Origin of the sequence: Glutamicibacter sp. ZJUTW (assembly GCF_008370855.1) — a bacterium.
GTDB classification, from domain to species: Bacteria; Actinomycetota; Actinomycetes; order Actinomycetales; family Micrococcaceae; genus Glutamicibacter; species Glutamicibacter nicotianae.
Genome location: NZ_CP043624.1, coordinates 589601 through 611269, shown reverse-complemented (window position 1 = coordinate 611269; position 21669 = coordinate 589601). Strand labels below are relative to the sequence as shown.

The 21669-nt window shown below is 60.5% G+C and carries 21 protein-coding genes, 1 tRNA gene and 2 riboswitches; of the genes, 10 read left to right on the top strand and 12 right to left on the bottom strand.

The genetic code is table 11. From position 1 onward, the window contains the following. Positions 1 to 218 precede the first annotated feature (218 nt). Entirely contained in the window at positions 219 to 2597 is a 2379-nt protein-coding gene (pcrA, locus tag F0M17_RS02980; RefSeq protein WP_038990034.1) for a DNA helicase PcrA, read from the bottom strand. Between the two features lie 84 nt (positions 2598 to 2681). Between pcrA and F0M17_RS02975 the strand changes: the two genes are divergently transcribed. Both F0M17_RS02975 and F0M17_RS02970 read left to right on the top strand, forming a co-directional pair. Beyond that, on the top strand, positions 2682 to 3344 hold the full coding sequence (locus F0M17_RS02975) for a hypothetical protein (protein WP_052253563.1): 663 nt from the start codon (positions 2682 to 2684) through the stop codon (positions 3342 to 3344). Positions 3345 to 3411: 67 nt separating this feature from the next. Beyond that, a tRNA-Arg gene (locus F0M17_RS02970) sits at positions 3412 to 3488 on the top strand. A gap of 119 nt (positions 3489 to 3607) precedes the next feature. Here the strand turns inward: F0M17_RS02970 and F0M17_RS02965 are convergent. Beyond that, positions 3608 to 4837, bottom strand: coding sequence for an ROK family transcriptional regulator (locus F0M17_RS02965; protein WP_073706489.1), 1230 nt, complete (start codon positions 4835 to 4837; stop codon positions 3608 to 3610). Positions 4838 to 5036: 199 nt separating this feature from the next. Here F0M17_RS02965 and F0M17_RS02960 point away from each other — a divergent pair, with 199 nt between their 5' ends. Continuing rightward, entirely contained in the window at positions 5037 to 5435 is a 399-nt protein-coding gene (locus F0M17_RS02960; RefSeq protein ID WP_246857119.1) for an NUDIX domain-containing protein, read from the top strand. Between the two features lie 59 nt (positions 5436 to 5494). Here the strand turns inward: F0M17_RS02960 and F0M17_RS02955 are convergent, their stop codons facing one another. From F0M17_RS02955 to F0M17_RS02940, 4 genes are all read right to left on the bottom strand, one after another. Beyond that, entirely contained in the window at positions 5495 to 5989 is a 495-nt protein-coding gene (locus F0M17_RS02955) for an HNH endonuclease (RefSeq protein ID WP_038990036.1), read from the bottom strand. Positions 5990 to 6220: 231 nt separating this feature from the next. Continuing rightward, complete coding sequence (locus F0M17_RS02950; protein WP_073706487.1) at positions 6221 to 7054, bottom strand: C40 family peptidase; 834 nt, start codon at positions 7052 to 7054, stop codon at positions 6221 to 6223. Positions 7055 to 7057: 3 nt separating this feature from the next. Further along, a riboswitch (cyclic di-AMP (ydaO/yuaA leader) is annotated at positions 7058 to 7228 on the bottom strand. 123 nt (positions 7229 to 7351) lie between these two features. After that, entirely contained in the window at positions 7352 to 8398 is a 1047-nt protein-coding gene (locus F0M17_RS02945; protein ID WP_052253564.1) for a M23 family metallopeptidase, read from the bottom strand. A 4-nt stretch (positions 8399 to 8402) separates the two neighbouring features. Beyond that, a riboswitch (cyclic di-AMP (ydaO/yuaA leader) is annotated at positions 8403 to 8554 on the bottom strand. Positions 8555 to 8658: 104 nt separating this feature from the next. Further along, positions 8659 to 9357 (bottom strand): metal-dependent transcriptional regulator, encoded by a 699-nt coding sequence (locus F0M17_RS02940; RefSeq protein WP_038990038.1) that lies wholly within the window; start codon positions 9355 to 9357, stop codon positions 8659 to 8661. 260 nt (positions 9358 to 9617) lie between these two features. On the opposite strand from F0M17_RS02940, the gene serC reads away from it, so the two are divergent. Beyond that, positions 9618 to 10739 (top strand): phosphoserine transaminase, encoded by a 1122-nt coding sequence (gene serC / locus F0M17_RS02935; RefSeq protein WP_121866203.1) that lies wholly within the window; start codon positions 9618 to 9620, stop codon positions 10737 to 10739. 72 nt (positions 10740 to 10811) lie between these two features. Here the strand turns inward: serC and F0M17_RS02930 are convergent, their stop codons facing one another. Beyond that, entirely contained in the window at positions 10812 to 11429 is a 618-nt protein-coding gene (locus tag F0M17_RS02930) for a DUF3027 domain-containing protein (RefSeq protein ID WP_066140224.1), read from the bottom strand. A 3-nt stretch (positions 11430 to 11432) separates the two neighbouring features. Further along, positions 11433 to 11816 (bottom strand): cold-shock protein, encoded by a 384-nt coding sequence (locus F0M17_RS02925; RefSeq protein WP_038990235.1) that lies wholly within the window; start codon positions 11814 to 11816, stop codon positions 11433 to 11435. Between the two features lie 255 nt (positions 11817 to 12071). Here F0M17_RS02925 and F0M17_RS02920 point away from each other — a divergent pair, with 255 nt between their 5' ends. The 5 genes from F0M17_RS02920 to F0M17_RS02900 all read left to right on the top strand — a co-directional run bounded on the left by F0M17_RS02920 (position 12072) and on the right by F0M17_RS02900 (position 15983). Next, entirely contained in the window at positions 12072 to 12290 is a 219-nt protein-coding gene (locus tag F0M17_RS02920; RefSeq protein ID WP_143181037.1) for a hypothetical protein, read from the top strand. 58 nt (positions 12291 to 12348) lie between these two features. Then, a complete protein-coding gene (locus tag F0M17_RS02915; RefSeq protein ID WP_038990042.1) occupies positions 12349 to 13056 on the top strand; it encodes a response regulator transcription factor in 708 nt (235 codons plus the stop codon). A 52-nt stretch (positions 13057 to 13108) separates the two neighbouring features. Further along, positions 13109 to 14647, top strand: a complete 1539-nt coding sequence (locus tag F0M17_RS02910) for a HAMP domain-containing sensor histidine kinase (RefSeq protein ID WP_038990043.1) — start codon at positions 13109 to 13111, stop codon at positions 14645 to 14647. A gap of 111 nt (positions 14648 to 14758) precedes the next feature. Next, a complete protein-coding gene (locus tag F0M17_RS02905) occupies positions 14759 to 15049 on the top strand; it encodes a WXG100 family type VII secretion target (RefSeq protein WP_038990044.1) in 291 nt (96 codons plus the stop codon). A 43-nt stretch (positions 15050 to 15092) separates the two neighbouring features. Next, positions 15093 to 15983, top strand: coding sequence for a DUF4031 domain-containing protein (locus F0M17_RS02900; protein ID WP_121866201.1), 891 nt, complete (start codon positions 15093 to 15095; stop codon positions 15981 to 15983). Between the two features lie 102 nt (positions 15984 to 16085). On the opposite strand, the gene groL is transcribed toward F0M17_RS02900, so the two are convergent. The 3 genes from groL to F0M17_RS02885 form a co-directional block, all read right to left on the bottom strand. Then, complete coding sequence (gene groL / locus F0M17_RS02895) at positions 16086 to 17723, bottom strand: chaperonin GroEL (RefSeq protein ID WP_038990046.1); 1638 nt, start codon at positions 17721 to 17723, stop codon at positions 16086 to 16088. A 295-nt stretch (positions 17724 to 18018) separates the two neighbouring features. Then, the gene (locus tag F0M17_RS02890) at positions 18019 to 18624 is read right to left on the bottom strand and encodes a LytR C-terminal domain-containing protein (RefSeq protein ID WP_038990047.1); all 606 of its coding nucleotides are present in this window, start codon (positions 18622 to 18624) and stop codon (positions 18019 to 18021) included. Positions 18625 to 18666: 42 nt separating this feature from the next. Continuing rightward, positions 18667 to 18957 carry a DUF3263 domain-containing protein gene (locus tag F0M17_RS02885; protein ID WP_038990048.1) on the bottom strand — a complete coding sequence of 97 codons (291 nt, stop codon included), beginning with the start codon at positions 18955 to 18957 and terminating at the stop codon, positions 18667 to 18669. Between the two features lie 156 nt (positions 18958 to 19113). On the opposite strand from F0M17_RS02885, the gene F0M17_RS02880 reads away from it, so the two are divergent. Continuing rightward, positions 19114 to 19887, top strand: a complete 774-nt coding sequence (locus F0M17_RS02880; RefSeq protein WP_083586651.1) for a uracil-DNA glycosylase — start codon at positions 19114 to 19116, stop codon at positions 19885 to 19887. Here F0M17_RS02880 and F0M17_RS02875 read toward each other — a convergent pair. Then, positions 19884 to 21554 (bottom strand): threonine/serine exporter ThrE family protein, encoded by a 1671-nt coding sequence (locus F0M17_RS02875; protein ID WP_149596350.1) that lies wholly within the window; start codon positions 21552 to 21554, stop codon positions 19884 to 19886. The two genes, F0M17_RS02880 and F0M17_RS02875, sit on opposite strands and share 4 nt — an antisense overlap. Between the last annotated feature and the right edge of the window lie 115 nt (positions 21555 to 21669).

Below are 21669 nucleotides of genomic sequence, written 5' to 3'. Positions count from 1 at the left end.
TCATGCTGACTCGCGGCACGGCCACAGACCGAAATCCATGCCATGCCATAGAGAGCGCACCGCAACTACCGGGACGTCGTAAGGCGCCGTAGCCCGTGCGCACCTCTCAGACTATCCCGACTTTCGCAAACTTCCCACTTTTACAGCATGTAGAGAAACCTGAAAACCCAGTCGGGAAGCATCAAGATGTGACGTGTAAAACAGTCAACGCCTGCAGGCTAGTCCACGATTTCCAGCGGTGCATAGCGCAGCAAAAGCCGCTTCTCAGAGTCCGGGAACTGCACCTTGGCCACGGTCTTGTCTCCTGCACCTTCCAAAGCAATAACAGTTCCCAAGCCAAACGAAGAATGCTTGACGCTTTGCCCGACTTCAGGGATGGTGATGTCCTTGTTCTGCACGACGCGTTTCTTGGACACCGGAGCGGCGTTGTGCCCGCGCACCGGTTGCGGCGACGCCGAACCTGCACCCCAATGGCTGCCGCGGTCATATCTGCTGGTGGCGAAATTCACCGCTGCGTTACCGTAACCGAAGCCCATTCCACCGCCAGAGCCCTCGCGTTTCCAGTCGATGAGCTCGTTCGGCACCTCTTCCAGGAACTGGCTCGCCGGGTTGTATTGGGCCTGTCCCCAGAGGCTGCGCTGCTCGGCGCGCGTCAGGTACAGGCGTTCGCGGGCACGGGTCAGCCCGACATAGGCCAAGCGGCGCTCTTCGGCGAGTTCCTTTTCGTCGGTCATGGAACGCTGGTGCGGGAAGACGCCGTGCTCCATGCCGGTCAGGAAGACCACCGGGAATTCCAGGCCCTTGGCGGTGTGCAGGGTCATCAAGGTGACCATGCCTTCCTGCGCGGCCATGGCCGCTCCCTCGTCATCGCTGGGCGCCTCCGGGATCTGGTCGGCATCTGCGACGAGAGCCACGCGCTCCAGGAAGCCTTCGAGGCCGCCTTCAGGTTCTTCGTTCACGTAATCGCGGACCACGGCAACCAGTTCGGCGAGGTTCTCCACACGCGACTCATCCTGCGGATCCGAGGAGAGCCGGAGAGTTTCCAGGTATCCGGTCTGCTCAAGCACCGCTTCAAGGGCTTCTGCCGGGCCCGAACCCTCCGCCACGGTCTTCAGGTCATCCATCATGGAGACAAAGGCTGCGGTCATCTTGATTCCGCGGGTTCCCAGCCCCGGCGCCTCGTCGGAACGGCGTAAGGCTTCCATGAAGGAAATCCGGTCCCGTTCAGCCAGCGCCGCCACGGCGCCTTCAGCACGGTCGCCGATGCCGCGCTTGGGCTCATTGAGAATGCGGCGAACGTTGATGTCATCGTCCGGGTTCACCAGGGCGCGCAGGTAGGCCAGCGCGTCCTTGATTTCCTTGCGGTCGTAGAATCGGGTGCCGCCAACGACGCGGTACTTCAGATCCACGCGCATCAGCTGCTCTTCCAAGGCACGCGACTGGGCGTTCGTGCGGTAGAAGATTGCCACATCGCCCGGGCGGACATCCTCGTCATCGTTCAGACGCAGAATTTCTTCAGCAATCCAGCGTGCTTCGTCGGATTCGGATTCGCCGACATATCCGGTGATCTTCTCGCCGTCGCCGCTGGCAGTCCACAGCTTCTTGTCGTTGCGGTCGGGGTTTCGCTTGATGACCTCGTTGGCGGCCGACAGAATGGTCTGGGTGGAACGGTAGTTCTGTTCCAGCTTGATGGTTGCCGCGTTCGGATAGTCCTTTTCGAAGTCGACGATGTTGCGGATGTCGGCACCGCGGAAGGCATAAATCGACTGGTCCGAGTCGCCGACCACGGTCAGTTCGCCAGGCACGGTGTCGCCTTCGGCGCCGGTGAGCTCACGCACCAGCGAATACTGTGCGTGGTTGGTGTCCTGGTATTCGTCAATGAGCACATGGCGGAACCGGCGGCGGTAGCTGTCGGCCACTCGCGGGAACGCACGGAACATGTAGACGACCTGTCCAATCAGGTCGTCGAAGTCCATGGCGTTGGCGGCGCGCAGGCGGCGGGTGTATCCGCGGTAGACCTCGGACACGGCACGCGAGAACGGATCATTGGTGTTGATCGTTGCCGCGTAGTCCTCCTCGTCAATCAACTCGTTCTTCAGCGAGGAAATCTTGTGCGCAATTGCCTTTGGAGTGAAGCGCTTCGGGTCGATCTCCAAGGACTTGGCGACCAAGGTGATCAGGCGCAGCGAATCAGTGGAGTCGTAGATCGAGAAGTTGGATTTCAGCCCAATGGTGGCCGCTTCGCGACGCAGAATACGCACGCATGAAGAGTGGAACGTCGAGATCCACATCTTCTTCGCCTGCTCGTCGCCGATCAGCTCAGCGGCTCGTTCGCGCATCTCGGCAGCGGCCTTGTTGGTGAAGGTGATCGCCAGGATTTCGTGCGGCCGAGCGCGTCCGGTCGCCAAGAGATAGGCAATGCGGTGCGTCAGCACACGGGTCTTTCCGGAACCAGCGCCAGCCACGATCAGCAATGGTCCGCCGGCATAGCGAACTGCTTCTTCCTGCTGCGGGTTCATGCCGACCAATAGCTCCTCGGCAGTGGGCATGGCCTGCTGTGCGGAATCCGGGGCGAAATCATCAAAAAGGAAATCCATGATGTAGCCAGTCTACGTGGAGCGCCGGACACTTTTCAGTGAGCGCGGGAAAGCCCGCATCGCTGGCCGGGCATAATAGAAGATATGGCAAAAAAGGTCAGGAAAAGCAAAGAGTATCGCAAGCCTGCGCAGTTCAGTGAGCAGCCGAACCAGTCGCAGGGTCCTAGCATGGGGCCAGGCAAGGTGCAGAGCACCTCCCACGAAAACAAGTCAAACCCGATGCTGCTCATCTCGGTGGGCTTGATCGTATGCGTTGCCTTGTTCGCGTACTACCATCTGCTCACGATGGTGCAGATGAAGGACCTCAGTGATTCGCTGTCGATGCCCGATCAGCGGATTTTCGGCTACACGACCAGCGATATAGAAGCATTGCGCGGCGCCATGGATGATGACGCTGTCGGCCAGCTCAACTACCTGCATAAGACCGCGGGTTTCCTCTTTCCGATGTTTACCGCAGTGTTCTCCATGCTGTTGTTCATCCGCTGGATCCCCAACCGCCAGATGCGTTGGCTGGCTTGGATTGCCCCCTTGGGCTTCGCGGCCATTGATATCTGGGAGAACTTCGCCATTGATGCCCTGTTCACTGGAGACTTGAGCAGTGGAGCCGTCGTATTGGCATCGATCCTCACGACGATCCGCTGGGCACTGCTGGTCATCACCGCCGGTCTTGTCATAGGTCTGGGTGCTCTTCGTGCCAATCGTGCGCTCAAGGCAAAAATGCTTGCGATTCGCGAAGGCACGGCCTGAGCCGTGGCGTGAGAATTACGCCCAGCACGCCCTAGTAAGATAGTGTTGTTGGTGTTTTCACGCCCATGCCTCTGTAGCTCAGTAGGATAGAGCGACCCTCTCCTAAAGGGTAGGCCGTCGGTTCGATTCCGGCCAGGGGCACCACTGAAGCCTTGTTTCCAGTCTTGCGATTGGGAACAAGGCTTTTGCCGTAGCTACGGCAGCAAGCACTGAGGGTACGTTCCATGCGGAACGTACCCTCAGTGCTTGAAGTTGGCTGTTGCTTAGCGCAGCAGCAGTGCGGTCGCCTTCGGCGACAGCGAGGCATCCATGACTACGCAAGCGCCACCGATGGCACCGACGTTGGAGCCGAGCTCGGACGTGCGGGTCTCGATTTCATGCACTCCGCGCAAGGCGAAGCGGCGGCCAATGGCATCCTGGACTTGATCATCGACCAGTTCGCGCACCTTTTCCCACTGCGGTCCGCCGAAGACAACTTCGCGCACGTCCAGCGAGTTGGCCAGCTGGCCGGCAACTTCGCCAACCTTGATCATGATCTCGGTGACCAGTTCCTTGGCGACCTTGTTTCCTTCATGGGCCAGCTCGTAGAGGCGGTTCATGCCGGCAGCGCGCTGTTCCGGACCAACGATTTCGAAGCTCGGCAGTTCCAGACCGCGCTCCTTGGCCTGGGCGGCGATGAATTCGTAGGAGGTGCCTGCGGCGAGGCAATCATCTGCACCGCATTCCTCGCAGGCCACAGATTTGTGACCGGTCGAGTAGTGGCCGATTTCGCCTGCGTTGTTGCTCGCACCATGGTGGACGTCGCCGTTGAACACGAGACCAGCGCCGAAGCCGTGTCCGCAGTAGATGAAGACGAAGTCGTTGTTCTTCTCTTCCTTGGACTGCCACAGTTCGCCAACTGCCGAGGCAATGGTGTCCTTTTCGATGATGACCTGCAGGCGCAACAGCTTGCGCAGCGGGTTCACCAGTTCAACATCTGCCCAGCCATCGAGCAGCGGCGGGTTCAGCACCACACCTTCTTCGACGTTTACTGGACCCGGAACTGCAATGCCGACGCCGACAATGTGCTTCTTTGGCACGCGGATCTCAGCAATGAGCTCCTTGACGGTGGTTGCCATGAGCTGGACAGTTTCGGTAGCAACTTCGAGGTTGGGAACTTCGATGCTGCGTTCGCGCAGGACTTCACCGCGCAGGTTCATCGCAACAAAGGTCAACACGCTAGGATCTAGGTGGATGCCAATGGAAACGAGACGGTTGCCTTCGAGCTCCAGTACGGTGCGAGGCTTGCCTGGGCCGGAAACGATAGTGCGGTCTTCTCGAACGATTCCGTCATCCAGCAAGCGGCGGACAACGTTGGAAATGGTCTGCGGCGACAGGCCAGTCGAACCGGCCAGTTCAACGCGGCTGATTCCTTCCGGTGCCCGTCGAATCGACTCGAGAATTACGGCTTGGTTGAAGTCTCCCAAGCGCCCTAGATTTGTACCCCGTCGCATTTATTGCTCCATAGATCTGTAAATTTGATGGATCGATCTTTCATTTCCAATGTTTTCGGTAGTCATCAATACCGCGGTTAGATACTGCGAGTAAATTAACCTTGATCAACTAGAACTAAAACCGTTGGAGATCCAATTAAGCACGTTACCATCTCTAACTCATATAAACACGCGATATTGTGTTTTGGTGAAGAAAAATTTGACGATCTCAGCGGCCTGTTTAATCAACAACCATGGAGAAATCCTGCTCGTACGCAAGCGCGGGACAACCATGTTCATGCAACCTGGCGGCAAGCCGGAGCCTGGGGAATCCGCGTTACAAACTATCATTCGAGAAATTCGCGAAGAACTGGGGCTGAGCTTCACCGCTGACGAACTGCGCTTCGACGGTGAATGGATCGGGCCAGCAGCCAACGAAGAAGACACCTCGATCCACGCATCTTTGTACAGTGCGGCTTTCCATGGCGAGCTCGCCCCGCTGGCAGAACTGGAAGAGCTGCTCTGGATCGACCCGCAGGCCGCGTTGGAACGCGAGGATATAGCTCCCCTGCTGCGCGACCACGTCCTGCCGCTAGCAATCGAGCGAAGCAAGAAGTAGGTCCCACACGGCCTAGCTGAAGGCCGCTGGGCCAGCGGCTAGCAGCTAGCAGCTAGCAGCTAGCTAGCATGCAGGTATTCGTCCCACGCCGCGTCAACATGCTGCAGTCCCGAAACCAGATGCCCGGCAACCCGTGGACGATGCGGTGTAATGCGCAATTGCCATCCCAACTGCGAGAGCATCTTGTCCGCTTTGCGGCTGTTGCAATGCAGGCAGGCGGCCACGAGGTTCTCCCAAGTGTTCTGCCCGCCCCTGCTGCGCGGGATCACGTGGTCAATCGTATTGGCTGCTTTGCCGCAATAGGCGCAGGTGAAGGAGTCCCTACGTAAAACGCCCCTACGGGTGACATGTTGCATGTCCCGGTAGGGGCGTCGTACATAGCGTTTCAGCACGATGACAGTTGGCCGCGGTAAATCTCCTTGAGAACTGCGAACGGGTGCGAGATCGTCTTGGAGGACGATGCTCGCTTTCTCGGTCATGACCAGCACTAGCGCTCGACGGAACGTCACTACTGCCAGTGGCTCGTATCCTGCGTTTAATACCAATGTTCGCATTGCTCGTACTACCTTCATGAACCGATGGCTACCATCTGGCATTGATGGAGCTCGCGTTCTGCTCGGAGTGTCTCTAAGCGCTAGCCTATGCGATGCTTTCGGTTATTAGTGGGTATCTCGCCAAGAAATTGTCTTCTTTTCATCACCTTGACGCCCATAGTTCATCTGAATAAACGAACATAGGCCATCGGATGTCTTTCTCATCCGATGGCCTATGAAAAGTTTTCGTGCTTAGCCAGCCAAGGTGTAGTAGCCGTACAGCGGGTTGCGCGAAACCGAGTGGATCATGGTGTCCACGGTTGGGTTCTGCGCACCGATCATCTGGCCGCCACCGAGGTAGATGCCAACGTGGCCGCCACCGTTCTGGAATACCAGGTCGCCTGGCTTAGGGTTGCTGGTGCGAACGAACTGGCCGGATCCGAGGATGGCCGAGGTGCCGCGAGCAATGTTGATGCCGTGCTGTGCGTAGACGTACTTGACGAAGCCGGAGCAATCCCAGCCGCTTGGGCCGTTGCCGCCCCATACGTATGGAACTCCAACGTACTTGGCAGCGGTTGCTGCGATGCCCGAAAGGTTGGAAGTCTGAACCTTGGTTTCAGTCTTTGGCTGGGCCTGCTGCTGCTGCTGCGGAGCCGATTCCTGTCCACCCGAACGGCTCTGACGAGTCATTGGTGCCATCGAATCCGAGCTGCCCGAGTTGCTGTTGCGGGTAGTCGGGGTGATGTCATTCGAAACTGCGATGACAACTGGCTCTGGCTTCTCTTCAGCAGTGAAGCTAGCGCGCTCGATCTCGACGTCAGCCTTCTTGTCGGCAGCAACCTTCACTGCCTTGACTGCGACACGCTCTGGGTTGATGGTGTCGACAGGCGCTGCGGAAACGTCACGTGGTGCGGTTGCCTGACCTGGCACACCGAGAGTAACGATCAAGCCGGATGCTGCTGCGACAACGGCTGCCTGGCGTCCCACCGAGCCAGCGTTGGATGCTACGGCCTGTGAAATCGCCTGTAGCGAATTAGTGCGTGGTACGTCGGCGCGGCGACGTCCGCGTGCATGACTCTTGGTCAAAGTATTGCCTCTCCTTGATACCTACGAGGTAAGCTGTCGGGTTCGAAGTGGAGTTACCTCGGTGGATTCGAAGTTGCCTTCTCTATCCACTTCACCCCTAGGGTTGTCAGCCAAAACTAACCACCCGATATTGGTTCCCCCGCCACTGCCGTACGAGTTGTGTATAACTACTCATTGCGTGTTGGCAGTGCTCGGTTCTCACGCAATGATGCCCAGGGATCCCCATGGCACGCATACAAGACTATAGGAAGTTTTTTGAAATGTCACGTTTTGATCACGGAATGGTGACGAACGTCGTTATAACCAACCTGCTGGGTCTTTGAACTGGCCGTTAACGATCACTTCAAAGTGCACGTGAGGTCCGGTCGAGTTGCCGGTGCTGCCAGCCAATGCAACGACGTCACCGCGCTTAACCTTCTGACCGACCTTCACAACCAGCTTGCTGTTGTGGCTGTAACCGGTCTCCAGGCCGTTGCCGTGGTCAAGCGTGATCCGGTTGCCGGAGTGCCCGGCCCAGCCGGATACGGTCACTACGCCGTCAGCTGCCGCGTAAACCTTGGTACCGCTCGGCACACCGTAATCGGTACCGCTGTGGATCATGAATCCAGGACCGGTTGGGTTCTTGCGGTGCCCGAACGAAGAGGTGATGCGCTGCGTAGTAACTGGCGCAGCAAGCAGACCCGAAGTGTCCTTGATAGCCGTGATGCTACCGCCCGAGGCGGTCATGACCTCGGCGAATTTCTCTTCCTTGGCAACCTCGGGGTTCAGCTCCGAGGTCAAGGCTGCGCGTTCGACGGACAGTTCCGCATTTGCAGTTGGCGCCTTGACATCCACAACTGCGGAAGTGGCGGTGCGCTGAGCGGCAATCTCGCCAGCCGTGTTCTCGCCCGCACCACCCGAAAGCTGCGGGGTTACGGCAGCCAGCGCCAAGCCCGAAACTGCGGCGACAGCTGCCACCTTGTGGGCGAAGCCGCGGTGGGTGGACTTCTGTGCCTTCGACTTCAGGCTCGAAATGAATGCGACATTGCCTGCAGCCTCAACCGCTGCAGGGGTGCTCGCAGTCGCTTGAACAGCCCCTGGCAAGGCAACGACATTGCTCGCGGTGTCCTTGCCTGCAAGCAGGGCCTGGTTAGGCGCAACGCCGTAGCGCTGCATGGAGTCGAAGCGTCGACCAACAAAATCTGCATGGACCGGCTTGACCGGTGCAATCATCGGGACGGTGGCAGCAGCTCGTGCTGCCCGGCGCCCGCCGGTGCGCTCGATCGTCGAAGCGGTGACTTCTGCAATCACATCTACTTCAACGTCGGCAGCGCGGCGACGTCCCGCAGTCTTGGTTTCTACCAAAACATTCCTCTCACTGTTGCGCCTACGAAGTTAGCTGTCGGGTTCGGCTACAGAGAATCAGCCGGCCTGCTTCACGCAGAACTTCACCCCAAGACGTTTGCACGCCGGAAAGATGGGTCCCCCGTTATTGCCCTCAAGATTTGGTGACCGTTTCTGGCGCAGGGCAACACTAGGCGGTCGCACCAGAAATGGATAGAGCTAGCTAGTTCGCTAGCTTCGATGATTAACGCTACCTGTCAACGCCGAAAGTTACAATTTCGTTATCTTTTCAGGGACTTTACAAATACGTGGGCACTGACCTCAACCGGCAGCTCCAGCGCGCCTTCGATGCCATCCACACGCACGACAACGTAGTCGTCGGCGCGCTCCAAGGTGACAATCGCACCCGGGCGGATTCCACCTTCGTTCAGTTGTCCGAGCAGGATTGGGTCGGTTTGGATCGGTTCGGCCAGACGCTCAATCGCCACCGGGCCGACGTTTCCGGACAACAGCGCGTCATCCAAATTCTCGACCTCATGTGAGATTTCGCCCACATTAGGGCCACCGAGGACTTCCAGACCCGGAATCGGGTTGCCATATGGCGACACGGTTGGCTTGCCAAGTAGGTCGAAGAGCCGGCGCTCAACACGCTCGCTCATGACGTGCTCCCAGCGGCACGCTTCATCGTGCACGTATTCCCAGTCCAAGCCGATGATGTCCGAGAGCAGGCGCTCCGCTAAACGATGCTTGCGCATCACGCCCGTGGCCAATTCGTGACCTTTCTCGGTCAACGCGAGGTGGCGATCGGTCGATACGATAACCAGGCCGTCGCGCTCCATGCGCGCAACCGTCTGCGACACAGTCGGGCCCGAGTGGCCAAGACGCTCTGCGATTCGGGCACGCAGTGCCACGATCTCCTCTTCTTGAAGCTCAAGAATGGTACGCAGATACATCTCGGTTGTATCGATAAGATCAGACACAGCAGCCGCTCCTGGAAGTCACAACAAATAAGTTCGCTCGAAAAATACGTGGCGTCAATACCCCACTCTACTTGGTTGGAGCGACAGAAAGCTCTGTAACCCGCCAAGCCTTCGGCGTAACCGACCGACGCGCTTTTCTCACGACCCCCCGCTATTTGCGAAGATATCTATTGAAACGCCAAGGCTATCTATCAATATTCCGAACCACGGGTAATAGTGGCCGGCATGGCACTTCAATCTATCGCTACAAGAGGAGCGCGATGAGCACGGACATCAACATTCCAGAAAATCTTCTGCCCGCCGATGGTCGATTCGGCGCAGGACCGTCCAAGGTCCGCGCAGAACAGATCCAGGCCATCGTCGATGCCGGCCCCGAATTGCTCGGCACGTCCCACCGCCAAGCTCCGGTCAAGAACCTCGTCGCTTCGGTTCAGGACGGCTTGAAGGAAATGTTCAACGCTCCCGAAGGGTACGAAGTTCTCCTCGGAGTAGGTGGCTCCACCGCATTCTGGGACGCCGCAGCATTCAGCCTGGTCCGCTCCAAGGCGCAGCACCTGTCCTTCGGCGAATTCGGCTCGAAGTTCGCCAAGGCCACCGACAAGGCGCCATTCCTGGAGCCTTCCTCGATCATTGTCGGCGAGCCGGGCACCGTTCCCGAGCCAGTCGCCGAAGCCGACGTAGACCTCTACGCATGGCCGCACAACGAGACCTCCACCGGCGCTGCGGCCCCAATCAAGCGCGTTCCTGGCGCCAATGATGATGCGCTGGTAGTCATTGACGCAACCAGCGCCGCCGGCGGCCTGGATGTCGATCTGGCCGAAACCGACGTGTACTACTTCGCTCCGCAGAAGAACTTCGCCTCGGACGGCGGCCTGTGGCTCGCCTTCGTCTCCCCTGCTGCCATTGCCCGCATCGAGGAAATCGCGGCAACCGACCGCTGGATCCCGGACTTCTTGAACCTGGCGACCGCGCTGGATAACTCCTTGAAGAACCAGACCTACAACACCCCCTCGCTGACCACCCTGGTTGGACTGGATGCACAGATCAAGTGGATCAATGCCAACGGCGGCCTGAAGTGGGCAGCGCAGCGCACCGCGGAATCGGCGGGCAAGATCCGTGATTGGGCCGAGGCTTCCGACGTCGCTTCGTCCTATGTTGCCAACCCGGCGCACCGCTCGAATGTCATCTCCACCATCGACTTCGACGACTCGGTCGATGCCTCGGCAATTGCCAAGGCGCTGCGCGCCAATGGCGTTGTCGACGTGGAGCCATACCGCAAGCTCGGTCGCAACCAGCTGCGTATCGCCACGTTCGTTGCAATTGAGCCAAGCGATGTCGAGGCACTGCTCAAGTGCATCGACTACGTGATCGAACAGCTCTAAGCAGCCGATTAAGGCCAAAGACCTTCGCGCAACGATTCATCATCGTTGCGCGAAGGTCTTTTTCGCTGCTGCTTAGCTTTCCTTGCGCGTGCGGTTGCGCTGCGCTGCCCTGCGGCGGGCTGCCGTGCGCTGCGCGGTGCGGCGGCGACGCACCTGGCGACGAGCTGGCGACTTGTGCGGCTGCGAAGCCTCATCATCGTTTTCGGCATTCACCGCTTCGGTTTCGGCGTCCTGGTCCTTCGCCTCAGCTGCTGGCTCCGATGCTTCCGGATTCTCCGCCGGCTTCGCGGATTCGGCTGCTTCAGCTTCGTTGCCGGATCCAGCCCCGTCTCCTGCGGCTTCTGCGGCTTCCGCCGCCTTGGCTGCTTCAATCTCTTCCTTGGCCAGACGGTCTGCCCATGGCACCCAGGCCGGGGCCAGCAGTGACTGCTCCCCTGCGATGATGCCCACTTCGCACACCGTCAGATCCTTGGACTTGGCCCGTGGCACCCGCGCAAGCGTGGCAAACCAGGTCCATCCTTGATATCCCGTTTTCTGGGAGACAAAACGATGGGTGACAAGTCGCTCACCTTCCGCCGTGACGCCTAGGTGTTCGCCGACTTCCGACGCACCGGCAATTTCTGCGAGCGCGCCGCGAGCAGCATCCACTGCTTCGGCGAGGATGGTGTCCAACTTGGGTTTACGGGCCATTATTTATGCGTCCAGATCGTCGGCTACCGCGCGAAGCACGGTAGCAACCTTCTTGCCATATGCCTGTTCAGGATAACGCCCATTGCGCAAGCTATTGGAAACGTTGTCGAGCAGCTTAATTAGATCCTCGATCAGCACGGCTTCGTCTTCGGGCTTCTTGCGCTTGGCGCGAGCTACCGATGGGGCCGCTTCCAGCAGGCGCAGGCTCAGCGCCTGCGGTCCGCGACGGCCTTCGGCAACGCCGAATTCCAATCGGGTTCCGGGGCGCAGGTCATGCACGCCTTCGGGCAATGCCGCGGCATTGACGTAGATTTCCTTGCCGTCTTCTGCGGTGATGAAACCGAAGCCCTTGGCCTTTTCGTACCATTTAACCTTGCCGCTAGGCATGATCATTTACCTCGTTCGTTCTTTAACTAAGCTGCATGGCCGAGGCCGGCTCAGCGCCATGCATATTCATATGTTCGATCCAACGGAGCCACTGCCGGAATTCTTCTGTGCTTCTTTGCCGGGTGCTCAATCTGCTGGATCGGTTGAAGTCCTTTATCTAAGATTATGTCATCACTGGCACGCGGAATTCATCTTTGCCCGCCGTTCTCGGCATTCGGCACCGCCAGCCCGGGCTCCACGGCTAAACTTGGTACCGTGAGCGATTCATCCAAAACCATGACTGCACTGTCCCGCTTGGCGATCATCATCGCCATCCTTTCCACCCTGGCGCTAATTGGAACTCTCGTCTTCTATTTCCAGGAGATCGCCATCCCGCCCGTGCTCATGCTCTTCGCGCGCGTAGGCTTGCCCATTGCATTCATCCTGGCCGCCATCGTGGTCTTCGGAAACATCGCCAAGCGCCGAAAAAGCTAAGCAGCTACCCCAGGATTCGCTCAGGAGACTCCCAGACTAATTCGGCACACTTGGATTCATGAGTCCAAAAACTGCTGAGGCAAAACTTCTCGTTGTTGACGACGAGCCGAACATCCGCGAACTGCTCTCCACTTCCCTGCGCTTTGCAGGCTTCGAAGTTGTCGCTGCCGCCAACGGGCGCGAAGCCCTCGCGGCCGTCGAGGCCGAGGAACCCGACCTGGCTGTCCTGGACGTCATGCTTCCGGACATGGACGGCTTCACCATCACCCGCAAGCTGCGCGCCGCCGGACGCCACTTCCCGGTGCTGTTCCTGACCGCCCGCGATGACACCAACGACAAGGTCACCGGCCTGACCGTCGGCGGCGACGACTATGTCACCAAGCCATTCAGCTTGGACGAGGTCGTAGCCCGCATCCGTGCCGTGCTGCGCCGCACCGCCAGCGGCGAGGACGAGAACGCGACGATTGTCGTTGCCGACCTTGAACTGGATGACGATGCGCACGAGGTCCGCCGCGCCGGCGAGATCATCGATCTCTCCCCCACCGAATTCAAGCTGCTGCGCTACCTGATGATGAATCCGAACCGCGTGCTGTCCAAGTCGCAGATCCTGGACCACGTGTGGGAATACGACTTCAACGGCGATGCCTCGATCGTCGAATCATACATCTCCTACCTGCGCCGCAAGGTGGACCGCCCGGAATGGCCAGCACTGATCCAGACCAAGCGCGGCGTCGGCTACCTGATGCGCACCCCGGACCGCCGCTAACGGCACAGGTAACGGTCCGCGCCAATAGTTGAAGGCCTTGTAAAGTCACCATATGAAGTCATTTCGAGCCCAGTGGCGCCGCACCTCGCTGCGGACGAAGCTGGTCGCGGTCATGCTTGGCCTGATGATCGTCGCGATCTTCGCTACCGCCATCGGCTCAGCGCACACGCTGAGGATCGCGATGACCAGCCAGATCGACAAGCAGCTGAACGTGTCCAAGTCGACGATGGCCTACGGGCTCAACAAGGCCTACCTCTACTCCCTGAACGAGGACAACGGCAGCCATGACGCGCTGGACGTCGATGCCACGCTGCTGGGGCTGAGCAGCGCCTACGCCGACATCCGCGACCAGGATGGCGAGATCGTCTACGTGATGCCGCGTTCGCGGGTGGGCCCATCCAACGGCACGGATTTGCCGTTGCTGAACATGGAGCAGATCCAGCAGCTGGCGGCCCACCCGAATTCCCCAGCCACGGTTCCCGGTGCTTTCCCCACCTCCGCTGGCTGGCGCACGGTCATGATCCCGCTGAAGAGCAGCGAGCTGAACCTGTTCTTGTCCCTGCCGCTGGACAATGTGAACCGCACCGTGAACCAGACCGCGGTGCTGGTGCTCTCCACCGGCACGCTCGCCGCGCTGCTGATGTCGATGATCGCCTATGGCCTCACCGGGCGTTCGCTCAAGCCGCTGATCAATGTGGAGCGCACCGCGTCGATGATCGCCGACGGCGACCTGTCCCAACGCGTGAAGGACTACCCGGCAGAGACCGAAGTGGGCAGGCTTTCCCGCTCGCTGAACGCCATGCTGGCCCAGATCGAAAAGGCGTTCAACGACCGCGAGGCCTCCGAGCAGAAGATGCGCCGCTTCATCCAGGACGCCTCGCATGAGCTGCGCACCCCGTTGGTGACCATCCAGGGCTACTCTGAGTTCTATCGCTACGGCGGGCTGGCGGATCCGGAAGCCATGGATTCGGCGATGAGCCGCATCGAAGGCGAATCCAAGCGCATGGCGCGTCTCGTCGAGGACCTGTTGATGCTCGCCCGCCTGGACGAGCAACGCCCCATGGAACGGCAGCCGGTGGACCTGCTGGTCCTCGGCCAGGACGCGGTGGAAGACACCAAGGTCCGCGCACCTGACCGCACCGTCAAGCTCGTCGGGCTGACCTCCGACCGGCCAAGCCCGGCCAGCACCGTCGGCGATGACGCCAGGATCCGGCAGATCATTGCCAACCTGCTCACCAATGCGCTGCGCTACACCCCGGAAGGTTCCCCGCTGGAAATTGCCGTGGGCGTGCGTTCACTGGTGGCCGGAACGATGGACGCAGTCGTCGAGGTCCGCGACCATGGCCCGGGCATCCCGGCCGAAGACTCCAAGCGGATCTTCGAACGCTTCTACCGCTCCGACAGCTCGCGCCATCGCGAGACCGGCGGTTCCGGACTGGGCTTGGCAATCGTCGCGGCCATCGTCCAGCAGCACGGTGGTTCGGTGGCGTTGGCTGATACCCCCGGCGGAGGCGCGACGATGTCCATCTCGATGCCCTACGTGCCGCTTCCTGAACCGAAGGCCCCGGAAGTCGACGATACCGAGGATTAGCGCCGTTGGACTTCTCCACACCCCGTGCCGGCTTGCGCCGCCACGGGGTGCGGTGTTTCTAGGGTAAGTGCATCAGTGACCGATTCACGTATTTTAGAAAGGGTGATTTCAGTGAGCACGTTCTCCACCAACACCGGTGAGATGCAGGTGAAATCCCAGGCCGTCATGAATACCATCGACCGGCTGCGCAATGAAGTCTCTACCATGCAGATGAACCTGGACCAGTTGCAAAGCACGTGGCAGGGCTCCGCCGCGGCTTCCTTCCAGTCGATCGTGGCCGAATGGCGCTCAACGCATGTCCAGATCGAAGAGGCGCTGAGCAGCATTGCCACCGCGCTGAACCACGCCTCCATGCAGTACGAGGAGGTCGAGCAGGTCAATACCTCGCTGTTCCGATACTGACCAGCGCACGCGCAGCGGCAGGTTGATCAGTAGGCTTAGCCTTATGAGCATTCTGATTGACCCGCCGCGCTGGCCTGCCCACGGCACGCTCTTCGCCCATCTGGTGTCGGATACGTCATTGGCTGAACTGCATCAGTTCGCCGAGCAGCAGGACATCTCGCGCCGGGCCTTCGACCGGGACCATTACGATGTCCCGCGCGAACGCTACGACCAGCTCGTTTCCGCCGGCGCTCTCGAGGTCTCCGGCAGCGAACTGGTGAGGGCGCTGGTCAAATCCGGGATTCGGATCCCGGCCAAATACCGTCCGGAGAAATTAGGGGCGGTGCTCGCCCGCCGGTGGTCCCGCACCTTGCCTACCGAACCGCAGCTCGGATCCGAGCTGCTGGGCTGCTGGTCCCAGAGCCACCGGCACTACCATGACCGGGTGCATCTGCTCTCCGTGCTGGAAGCCATCGACTGGCTGGCCAAGAACCAGGCCGATCATGAAGAGCTCATGCTCCTTCAGCTCGCCGCCTGGTTCCACGATGCCGTCTACGAGGGAACCAGCGAAGACGAATTCAAATCGGCAATCATGGCCCGCGAGCGGCTGTGGGGAGTGCTCTCCCCCGGTGCCGTGTCGAAGGTCAGCGACCTGGTCATGCTCACCGCAACGCATGCGCCCGCAGAAACCGATCGCCTGGGACATATCCTCTGCGATGCCGACCTGGAGGTCCTGGCCCGTCCCGCCGCGGCCTACCAGCGCTATGCCGAGGCGGTCTACAAGGAGTACGAGCATCTTCCGCGCCATGTGCTTGCCGCCGGGCGCAGCAAGATCCTGGCCAGCTTGCTGGAGAAGGAACGGATCTACGGCACCCCCGCCGGATACCAGCGCTGGGATCGCAGCGCCCGGCATAATCTGCAGACCGAACTGGAACTGCTGCGCGGCTGGCTTTAGCCCGGTGCCCGTTGCACGCACAACGGCCGATGGCCCGGATCCCTTCTTGGAAGGATCCGGGCCATCGGCGCGTTTACTGCGTGCTTAGTGCATGCGGGAAGCTTAGAAGCCGCCCATTCCGCCCATGCCGCCCATGTCATCGCCACCGGCTGGAGCAGCGCCAGCAGGAGCTGGCTTATCTGCGACAACAGCTTCGGTGGTCAGGAACAGGCCAGCGATCGATGCGGCGTTCTGCAGTGCCGAACGGGTCACCTTCACTGGGTCGTTGACGCCTGCCTCGAGCAGGTTCACGTACTCGCCAGTTGCGGCGTTCAGGCCGTGGCCCGCAGCCAAGCCCTTGACCTTGTCAGCGACAACGCCTGGCTCCAGGCCGGCGTTCAATGCGATCTGCTTCAACGGGGCTTCGATGCCAACGCGAACGATATTCGCACCGGTTGCCTCGTCGCCTTCCAGGGCCAGCTTCTCGAAAGCAGCGGCGCCAGCCTGGATCAGAGCCACGCCGCCACCGGCGACGATGCCTTCTTCAACAGCAGCCTTGGCGTTGCGCACGGCATCTTCGATGCGGTGCTTGCGCTCCTTGAGCTCCACCTCGGTAGCAGCGCCGGCCTTCAGCACAGCGACACCGCCGGAGAGCTTTGCGTGGCGCTCCTGCAGCTTCTCGCGGTCGTAGTCCGAGTCGGTGTTCTTGATCTCGGCTGCGATCTGCGCCTTGCGGCCCTCGATGGCGTCGGCTTCGCCGCCGCCTTCAACGATGGTGGTCTCGTCCTTGGTGATGACGACCTTGCGAGCGGTACCCAGGACCTCCAGGCCGACGTTGTCCAGCGACAGGCCGATTTCCTCGGAAACAACCTGGCCGCCGGTGAGGATGGCGATGTCGGTCAGCATGGCCTTGCGGCGGTCGCCGAAGCCCGGAGCCTTGACGGCAACGGACTTGAACAGGCCACGGATCTTGTTCAGGATCAGGGTGGCCAGGGCTTCGCCCTCGACGTCTTCGGCGATGATCAGCAGCGACTTGTTCGACTGCATGACCTTCTCCAGCAAGGTCACCATGTCCTTGACCGAGGAGATCTTCGAGTTCACGATGAGGATGTATGGGTCCTCGAGAACGGTTTCCTGGCGCTCTGCGTCGGTGACGAAGTAAGCGGAGATGTAGCCCTTGTCGAAGCGCATGCCCTCTGCCAGCTCCAGCTCCAGGCCGAAGGTGTTGGACTCTTCAACGGTGATGACGCCCTGCTCGCCAACCTTGTCCAGAGCCTCGGCGATCAGGCCGCCGATCTCGGTGTCGCCTGCGGAGATCGAAGCGGTAGCAGCGATCTGCTCCTTGGACTCGATCTTCTTCGCAGCGGCGAACAGTTCAGCGGTGACGGCTTCTACAGCCTTGTCGATGCCGCGGCGCAGCGCGATCGGGTCGGCACCTGCGGCAACGTTGCGCAGGCCCTCCTTGACCAGTGCCTGTGCGAGCACGGTTGCGGTGGTGGTACCGTCGCCAGCGACGTCGTCAGTCTTCTTGGCAACTTCCTTGACCAGCTCTGCGCCGATCTTCTCGTAAGGCTCTTCGAGGTCGATTTCCTTAGCGATGGACACGCCGTCGTTGGTGATAGTAGGAGCGCCCCACTTCTTCTCCAGAACAACGTTGCGGCCGCGTGGGCCCAGGGTGACCTTCACGGCGTCAGCAAGGGTGTTCAGGCCGCGCTCTAGTCCGCGGCGTGCTTCCTCGTCAAATGCAATCATCTTAGCCATTGTGGCGTACGGTCCTTTCGGGACGATTTTGCGAAAATGCAACCGACAGACAGCGCCCGCGACGGACGAGTGGACCGGTGCGGCATCGGGCCAGCAACCGTTTCAGCTCTCGCTATCTGAGGTATTTTCCACGCTCCACGCGCCGCATCCGCCATCCAGCGCTTTGGACGTCCTGGTGAACGCAAAAGCCGACCGGCGTTAGCAGTCGCAACGCATGAGTGCTAATACAAATATTGGCACTCTCGCATGGCGAGTGCAAGCCGATCGGCTCTGAGCGTATGGAATTATGAACGAATTATTCGTTGAGCCCCAGGGTGTCGTCTGATCCCAAAACGACGGTGACCCGGTTCGGAATGTTGCTGGTCTGCAGGACTTCGTCGATATTCAGGACTTCTGCGGCTTTTTCAGCGGTGGTCCGGTAAGCCTCGGACATGTAGTAGACCGCGGACACTTCGGCCGGCTTGGTCCAGTTGTCGGCGACGACGCTGGTGAACCCGGCTTCGGTCATGGCTTCCTCGCCCGCGTTGGCCAGGCCGGCGACGCTGGCCGCGTTGTAGACGCCAATCAGCTGGCCATAGAGGACGTCCTCGTCATCGATGGTGCTTGATGGCGATTCGGATTCGCTCGGTGCTGCTTCCTCGGAGGACTCGGCCGTCTTTTCCTGGGATTGCGAGGTTTCGCTTTCAGCCGAAGTCGCAAGGGTCTCCTTGAGCTGCGGACCGAAGATGAAGGACAAGGCACCGATCACCAGCACGAGCACTGCGGTCAGCACTACCCAGCGCAATTTCCCACCGGTTGACTTTGACGCGGCGGACTGCGCCCATCCGTGGGCGTGGTGCGAACCCACACGGGTGCTGAATTCCGGAACGCGATCAAATTCGTCACGCGGGTAGTTGGTCATTCTCGTCCTTGCTCGAGGTCTGATTGGTCACGGCAGGCAGGGTTATCGTCCCGTGCCGACCTTACCGCCCACGCGACGTTTTGTAGAACGTGCTCTGCGCAGGCGCTTGACCAACATCGGGTCGTAGGCCAGTGCCGCGTCGGTTTCAATCAGCTGGTTCAGCAGCTGGTAGTAATTCGTCGGCGACATCGAAAACTGCTTGGTAATGGCTTGTTCCTTGGCCCCGGCATACTTCCACCACAACTTTTCCAGGTTGAGGATCTGTTGCGAACGCTCGTCCAATTCCGAATCCGGGTTCATCACGAAATCCGCCAGCAATCCATTCTCAGCCATACGTTCTCACCTCGGTTCTTGGATCGGTTTTCTCAGGTTTCGGCTATGCATGCAATCCACCACCGGTAGATATACCACCGATATTCTAACCAATCTGCTTGCCTAACACCGTGTGGCCGAGCACAGGCACGCCAGAAAAACGGCACAATTGCCTCTATGGACGATATGCAGCCAGCACTTTTCGACGCTCCCGAGCCAGCCGCGGCGCCCGTGTATGAAGCGGCGGATTTCCCGTTCTACCACGGCGCAAAATCCATGGCCGACCACGGGTTTATTGCCGAAGACTGGGTTCCTGCGCTCAGCCGCCAGGACGCGCTGCTGCGTCGCTTGGCCAGCGATTTGGCGGCCCGCTCGGCCGCCGGCGAACAGATCCTTCCAGCGCCGGAGGTGATGTTCCGCGCACTGAGCTTGCCATTATCCGAGGTCAAGGTCCTAATTATTGGCCAGGACCCCTATCCGACGCCCGGCCACCCCAACGGCTTGGCCTTCGCGGCGAATAAGCAGGTCCGCCCGCTGCCGCGTTCCCTGGCCAATATCTACAAGGAGCTGCAGGCCGATCTCGGTCTGGATCCGGTCCCGCATCCGGATCTGGGTCCCTGGCTGTCCCAGGGAGTCTTGCTGCTGAACCAGGTGCTCTCGGTGACCGCGGGCAATGCCGGCTCGCACCAGAAGCTGGGATGGGCGCCAATCCTGCAGGCGATCCTCCAGGCGCTGGATGAGCGGCCGCTGCCTTTGGTGGCGCTGCTGTGGGGCAATCATGCGCAGAAGCTTTCCGGATCCCTGCCCAACGCCGTGCAGCTGCAAAGCGCCCACCCCTCGCCGCTGTCCGCCTCGCGCGGCTTCTTCGGCTCCAAGCCCTTCTCGAATATCAATCGGCTCCTGTCCGATAGCGGACAGGAGCCGATCGACTGGTCATTGCCGAGAACTTAGCGTCGGCGGATGCGCCGGCGCTCGCGCCGGGCGGTAGAGGTCAACGGACGGCACAGCGTATCGCCGAAGACGACCCCGCCAGCGATGGAAAGCATGATCGCCATCGCGTTGAACATTTCCACCAGGCCGGTGGCCATGTCTTCCACGTTGATGACGATTCCGTACATTGCGCGGAAGATCATCAAGCCGGGAAGCAGGAACATGATCGCGGGGGCCGCCAGCACCAGCTGCGGGGACCTGAGCTTGTCCGCGGCCAGCCGGGCGGCGAAACCGATCACCGTGGCAACCAGCGCCGGGGTGGCCCGGTCACCGAGTCCAATGCTTACGGCCAGCAGCTGCACCAGGTAGCCGCCAACAGCAATGCCGGCAGTAGGCAGCAGCAGGCGCAGCGCGCTTTGCTCGGTGACCGCACCGGCAACGATGGCCACACCCACCAGGATCACCAGCAGCCAAGCCGGATACTCTGTTGTCGCGATCTGGTGGACATCGACCTTTTCCCCGCCGAGCAGATCCGAGATCACCAACGCCGTGGCAATGCCGCAGAGGATCGCCCCGTAGATCAGGCTGGCAGAGAACAGGCGGCCTACCGCGGTCACCGGGAAGCCGTTGATGGCATCTTGCAATGCCGAGACGAACCTGCCCGACGGGAGCAGCAGCAGGATGCCGCCGGAAACCACCAGCGCCGGATCCAGGGGTGCATGGAATTGGTGCCCCAGCAAGGCGATGCCCGTGACCGCCAAGGTCGAGGCGGCGATGGTGAAGAACTCGGGCACCCGCCAGCGCGAACCGTACCGCCCGATCTGCGTCACGAGGCTCGAAGAGATCATCGCCACCAGCGCGCCAGCCCAGGAACCGCCAATGAACAGCACGAACGCGGCGGCGAACACTGCCCGCCCGCAGGCGACGATCCAACGCGGGAACGGCTTGGGTTGCCGGGTGATCTCCTTTAGCCGCTTGGCCGAGGCGGTGCGCGATACGCCGCCGGCGATGATGTCCGAGACGAGCTCGTGCACCAGCACCATGCCGGCGTAGTTCGCGGTGTAGGAGCGGACCACGCGCAGCACCGAATAGCTTTCGGCATCCGGCGGGCTGTAGTTCAAATGCAGGGACTGGTTGGTGATGTCCACGTCCAAGTGGCTCAGGCCCAGTGCCGCGGTCACCGCGATGATGCTGGTTTCCACTTCCAGGGCGCCTGCGCCGTAGCGGATCAGGGTCTCGCCCAAGTCCAGCGCGAATTCCATGGTGCGCCGGTTGGATGCGTCCTGGTCCACATTGATCTTGGGGTTGGCATAGGGCGTGCCCTGGAGGCGCTCGACGATGTTCAGCGCCTGGGTGGGAGGGGTGTCCGAGATCCACATTTTCGCCAGCAGGCGGCGGGCCACCGGGTTGGCGCGGGTAGGCATGAGGGTGATGCCCTCATCGGTGGTGTGGACCTGGCCGGTGCGCCACTCGATATCGGAGGCATCGGCAGCCGCCACATTGGCGCTGACCGCGGTGTTGAGCGGCAGTTCCGAGGCCATGGCAGGCTCTTCGGCGGGTTCCGCCGGATGGAAGCCCATATTGATCTCACTAGTGGCAATGCGGGGCAAGGCGCCGGCGGCAGGAGCCGGATCCTCGCCTGCTGCAGTCGACTCGGCGGACTGCTCCTCGCTAGATCGATGCGCCACGAATCACTCCCCCTCAACCAAAGTTTTTCCCATGGAATTCACCATACAACCCGTGCATGGAAAGTTGGCCGGAACGTGGTGAATTCGCGAGGTATCCCCGGACACATTCAGGGGT

Excerpts from the sequence above, each read along its gene's own strand:
- F0M17_RS02885 (WP_038990048.1), bottom strand. The coding sequence starts at position 18,957 with ATGGCTGAGAATGGATTGCTGGCGGATTTCGTGATGAACCCGGATTCG.
- F0M17_RS02930 (WP_066140224.1), bottom strand. The coding sequence starts at position 11,429 with ATGGCCCGTAAACCCAAGTTGGACACCATCCTCGCCGAAGCAGTGGAT.
- pcrA (WP_038990034.1), bottom strand. The coding sequence starts at position 2,597 with ATGGATTTCCTTTTTGATGATTTCGCCCCGGATTCCGCACAGCAGGCC.
- F0M17_RS02975 (WP_052253563.1), top strand. The coding sequence starts at position 2,682 with ATGGCAAAAAAGGTCAGGAAAAGCAAAGAGTATCGCAAGCCTGCGCAG.
- F0M17_RS02915 (WP_038990042.1), top strand. The coding sequence starts at position 12,349 with ATGAGTCCAAAAACTGCTGAGGCAAAACTTCTCGTTGTTGACGACGAG.
- F0M17_RS02910 (WP_038990043.1), top strand. The coding sequence starts at position 13,109 with ATGAAGTCATTTCGAGCCCAGTGGCGCCGCACCTCGCTGCGGACGAAG.
- F0M17_RS02925 (WP_038990235.1), bottom strand. The coding sequence starts at position 11,816 with ATGCCTAGCGGCAAGGTTAAATGGTACGAAAAGGCCAAGGGCTTCGGT.
- groL (WP_038990046.1), bottom strand. The coding sequence starts at position 17,723 with ATGGCTAAGATGATTGCATTTGACGAGGAAGCACGCCGCGGACTAGAG.
- F0M17_RS02955 (WP_038990036.1), bottom strand. The coding sequence starts at position 5,989 with ATGCGAACATTGGTATTAAACGCAGGATACGAGCCACTGGCAGTAGTG.
- F0M17_RS02900 (WP_121866201.1), top strand. The coding sequence starts at position 15,093 with ATGAGCATTCTGATTGACCCGCCGCGCTGGCCTGCCCACGGCACGCTC.
- F0M17_RS02890 (WP_038990047.1), bottom strand. The coding sequence starts at position 18,624 with ATGACCAACTACCCGCGTGACGAATTTGATCGCGTTCCGGAATTCAGC.
- F0M17_RS02880 (WP_083586651.1), top strand. The coding sequence starts at position 19,114 with ATGGACGATATGCAGCCAGCACTTTTCGACGCTCCCGAGCCAGCCGCG.
- serC (WP_121866203.1), top strand. The coding sequence starts at position 9,618 with ATGAGCACGGACATCAACATTCCAGAAAATCTTCTGCCCGCCGATGGT.
- F0M17_RS02965 (WP_073706489.1), bottom strand. The coding sequence starts at position 4,837 with ATGCGACGGGGTACAAATCTAGGGCGCTTGGGAGACTTCAACCAAGCC.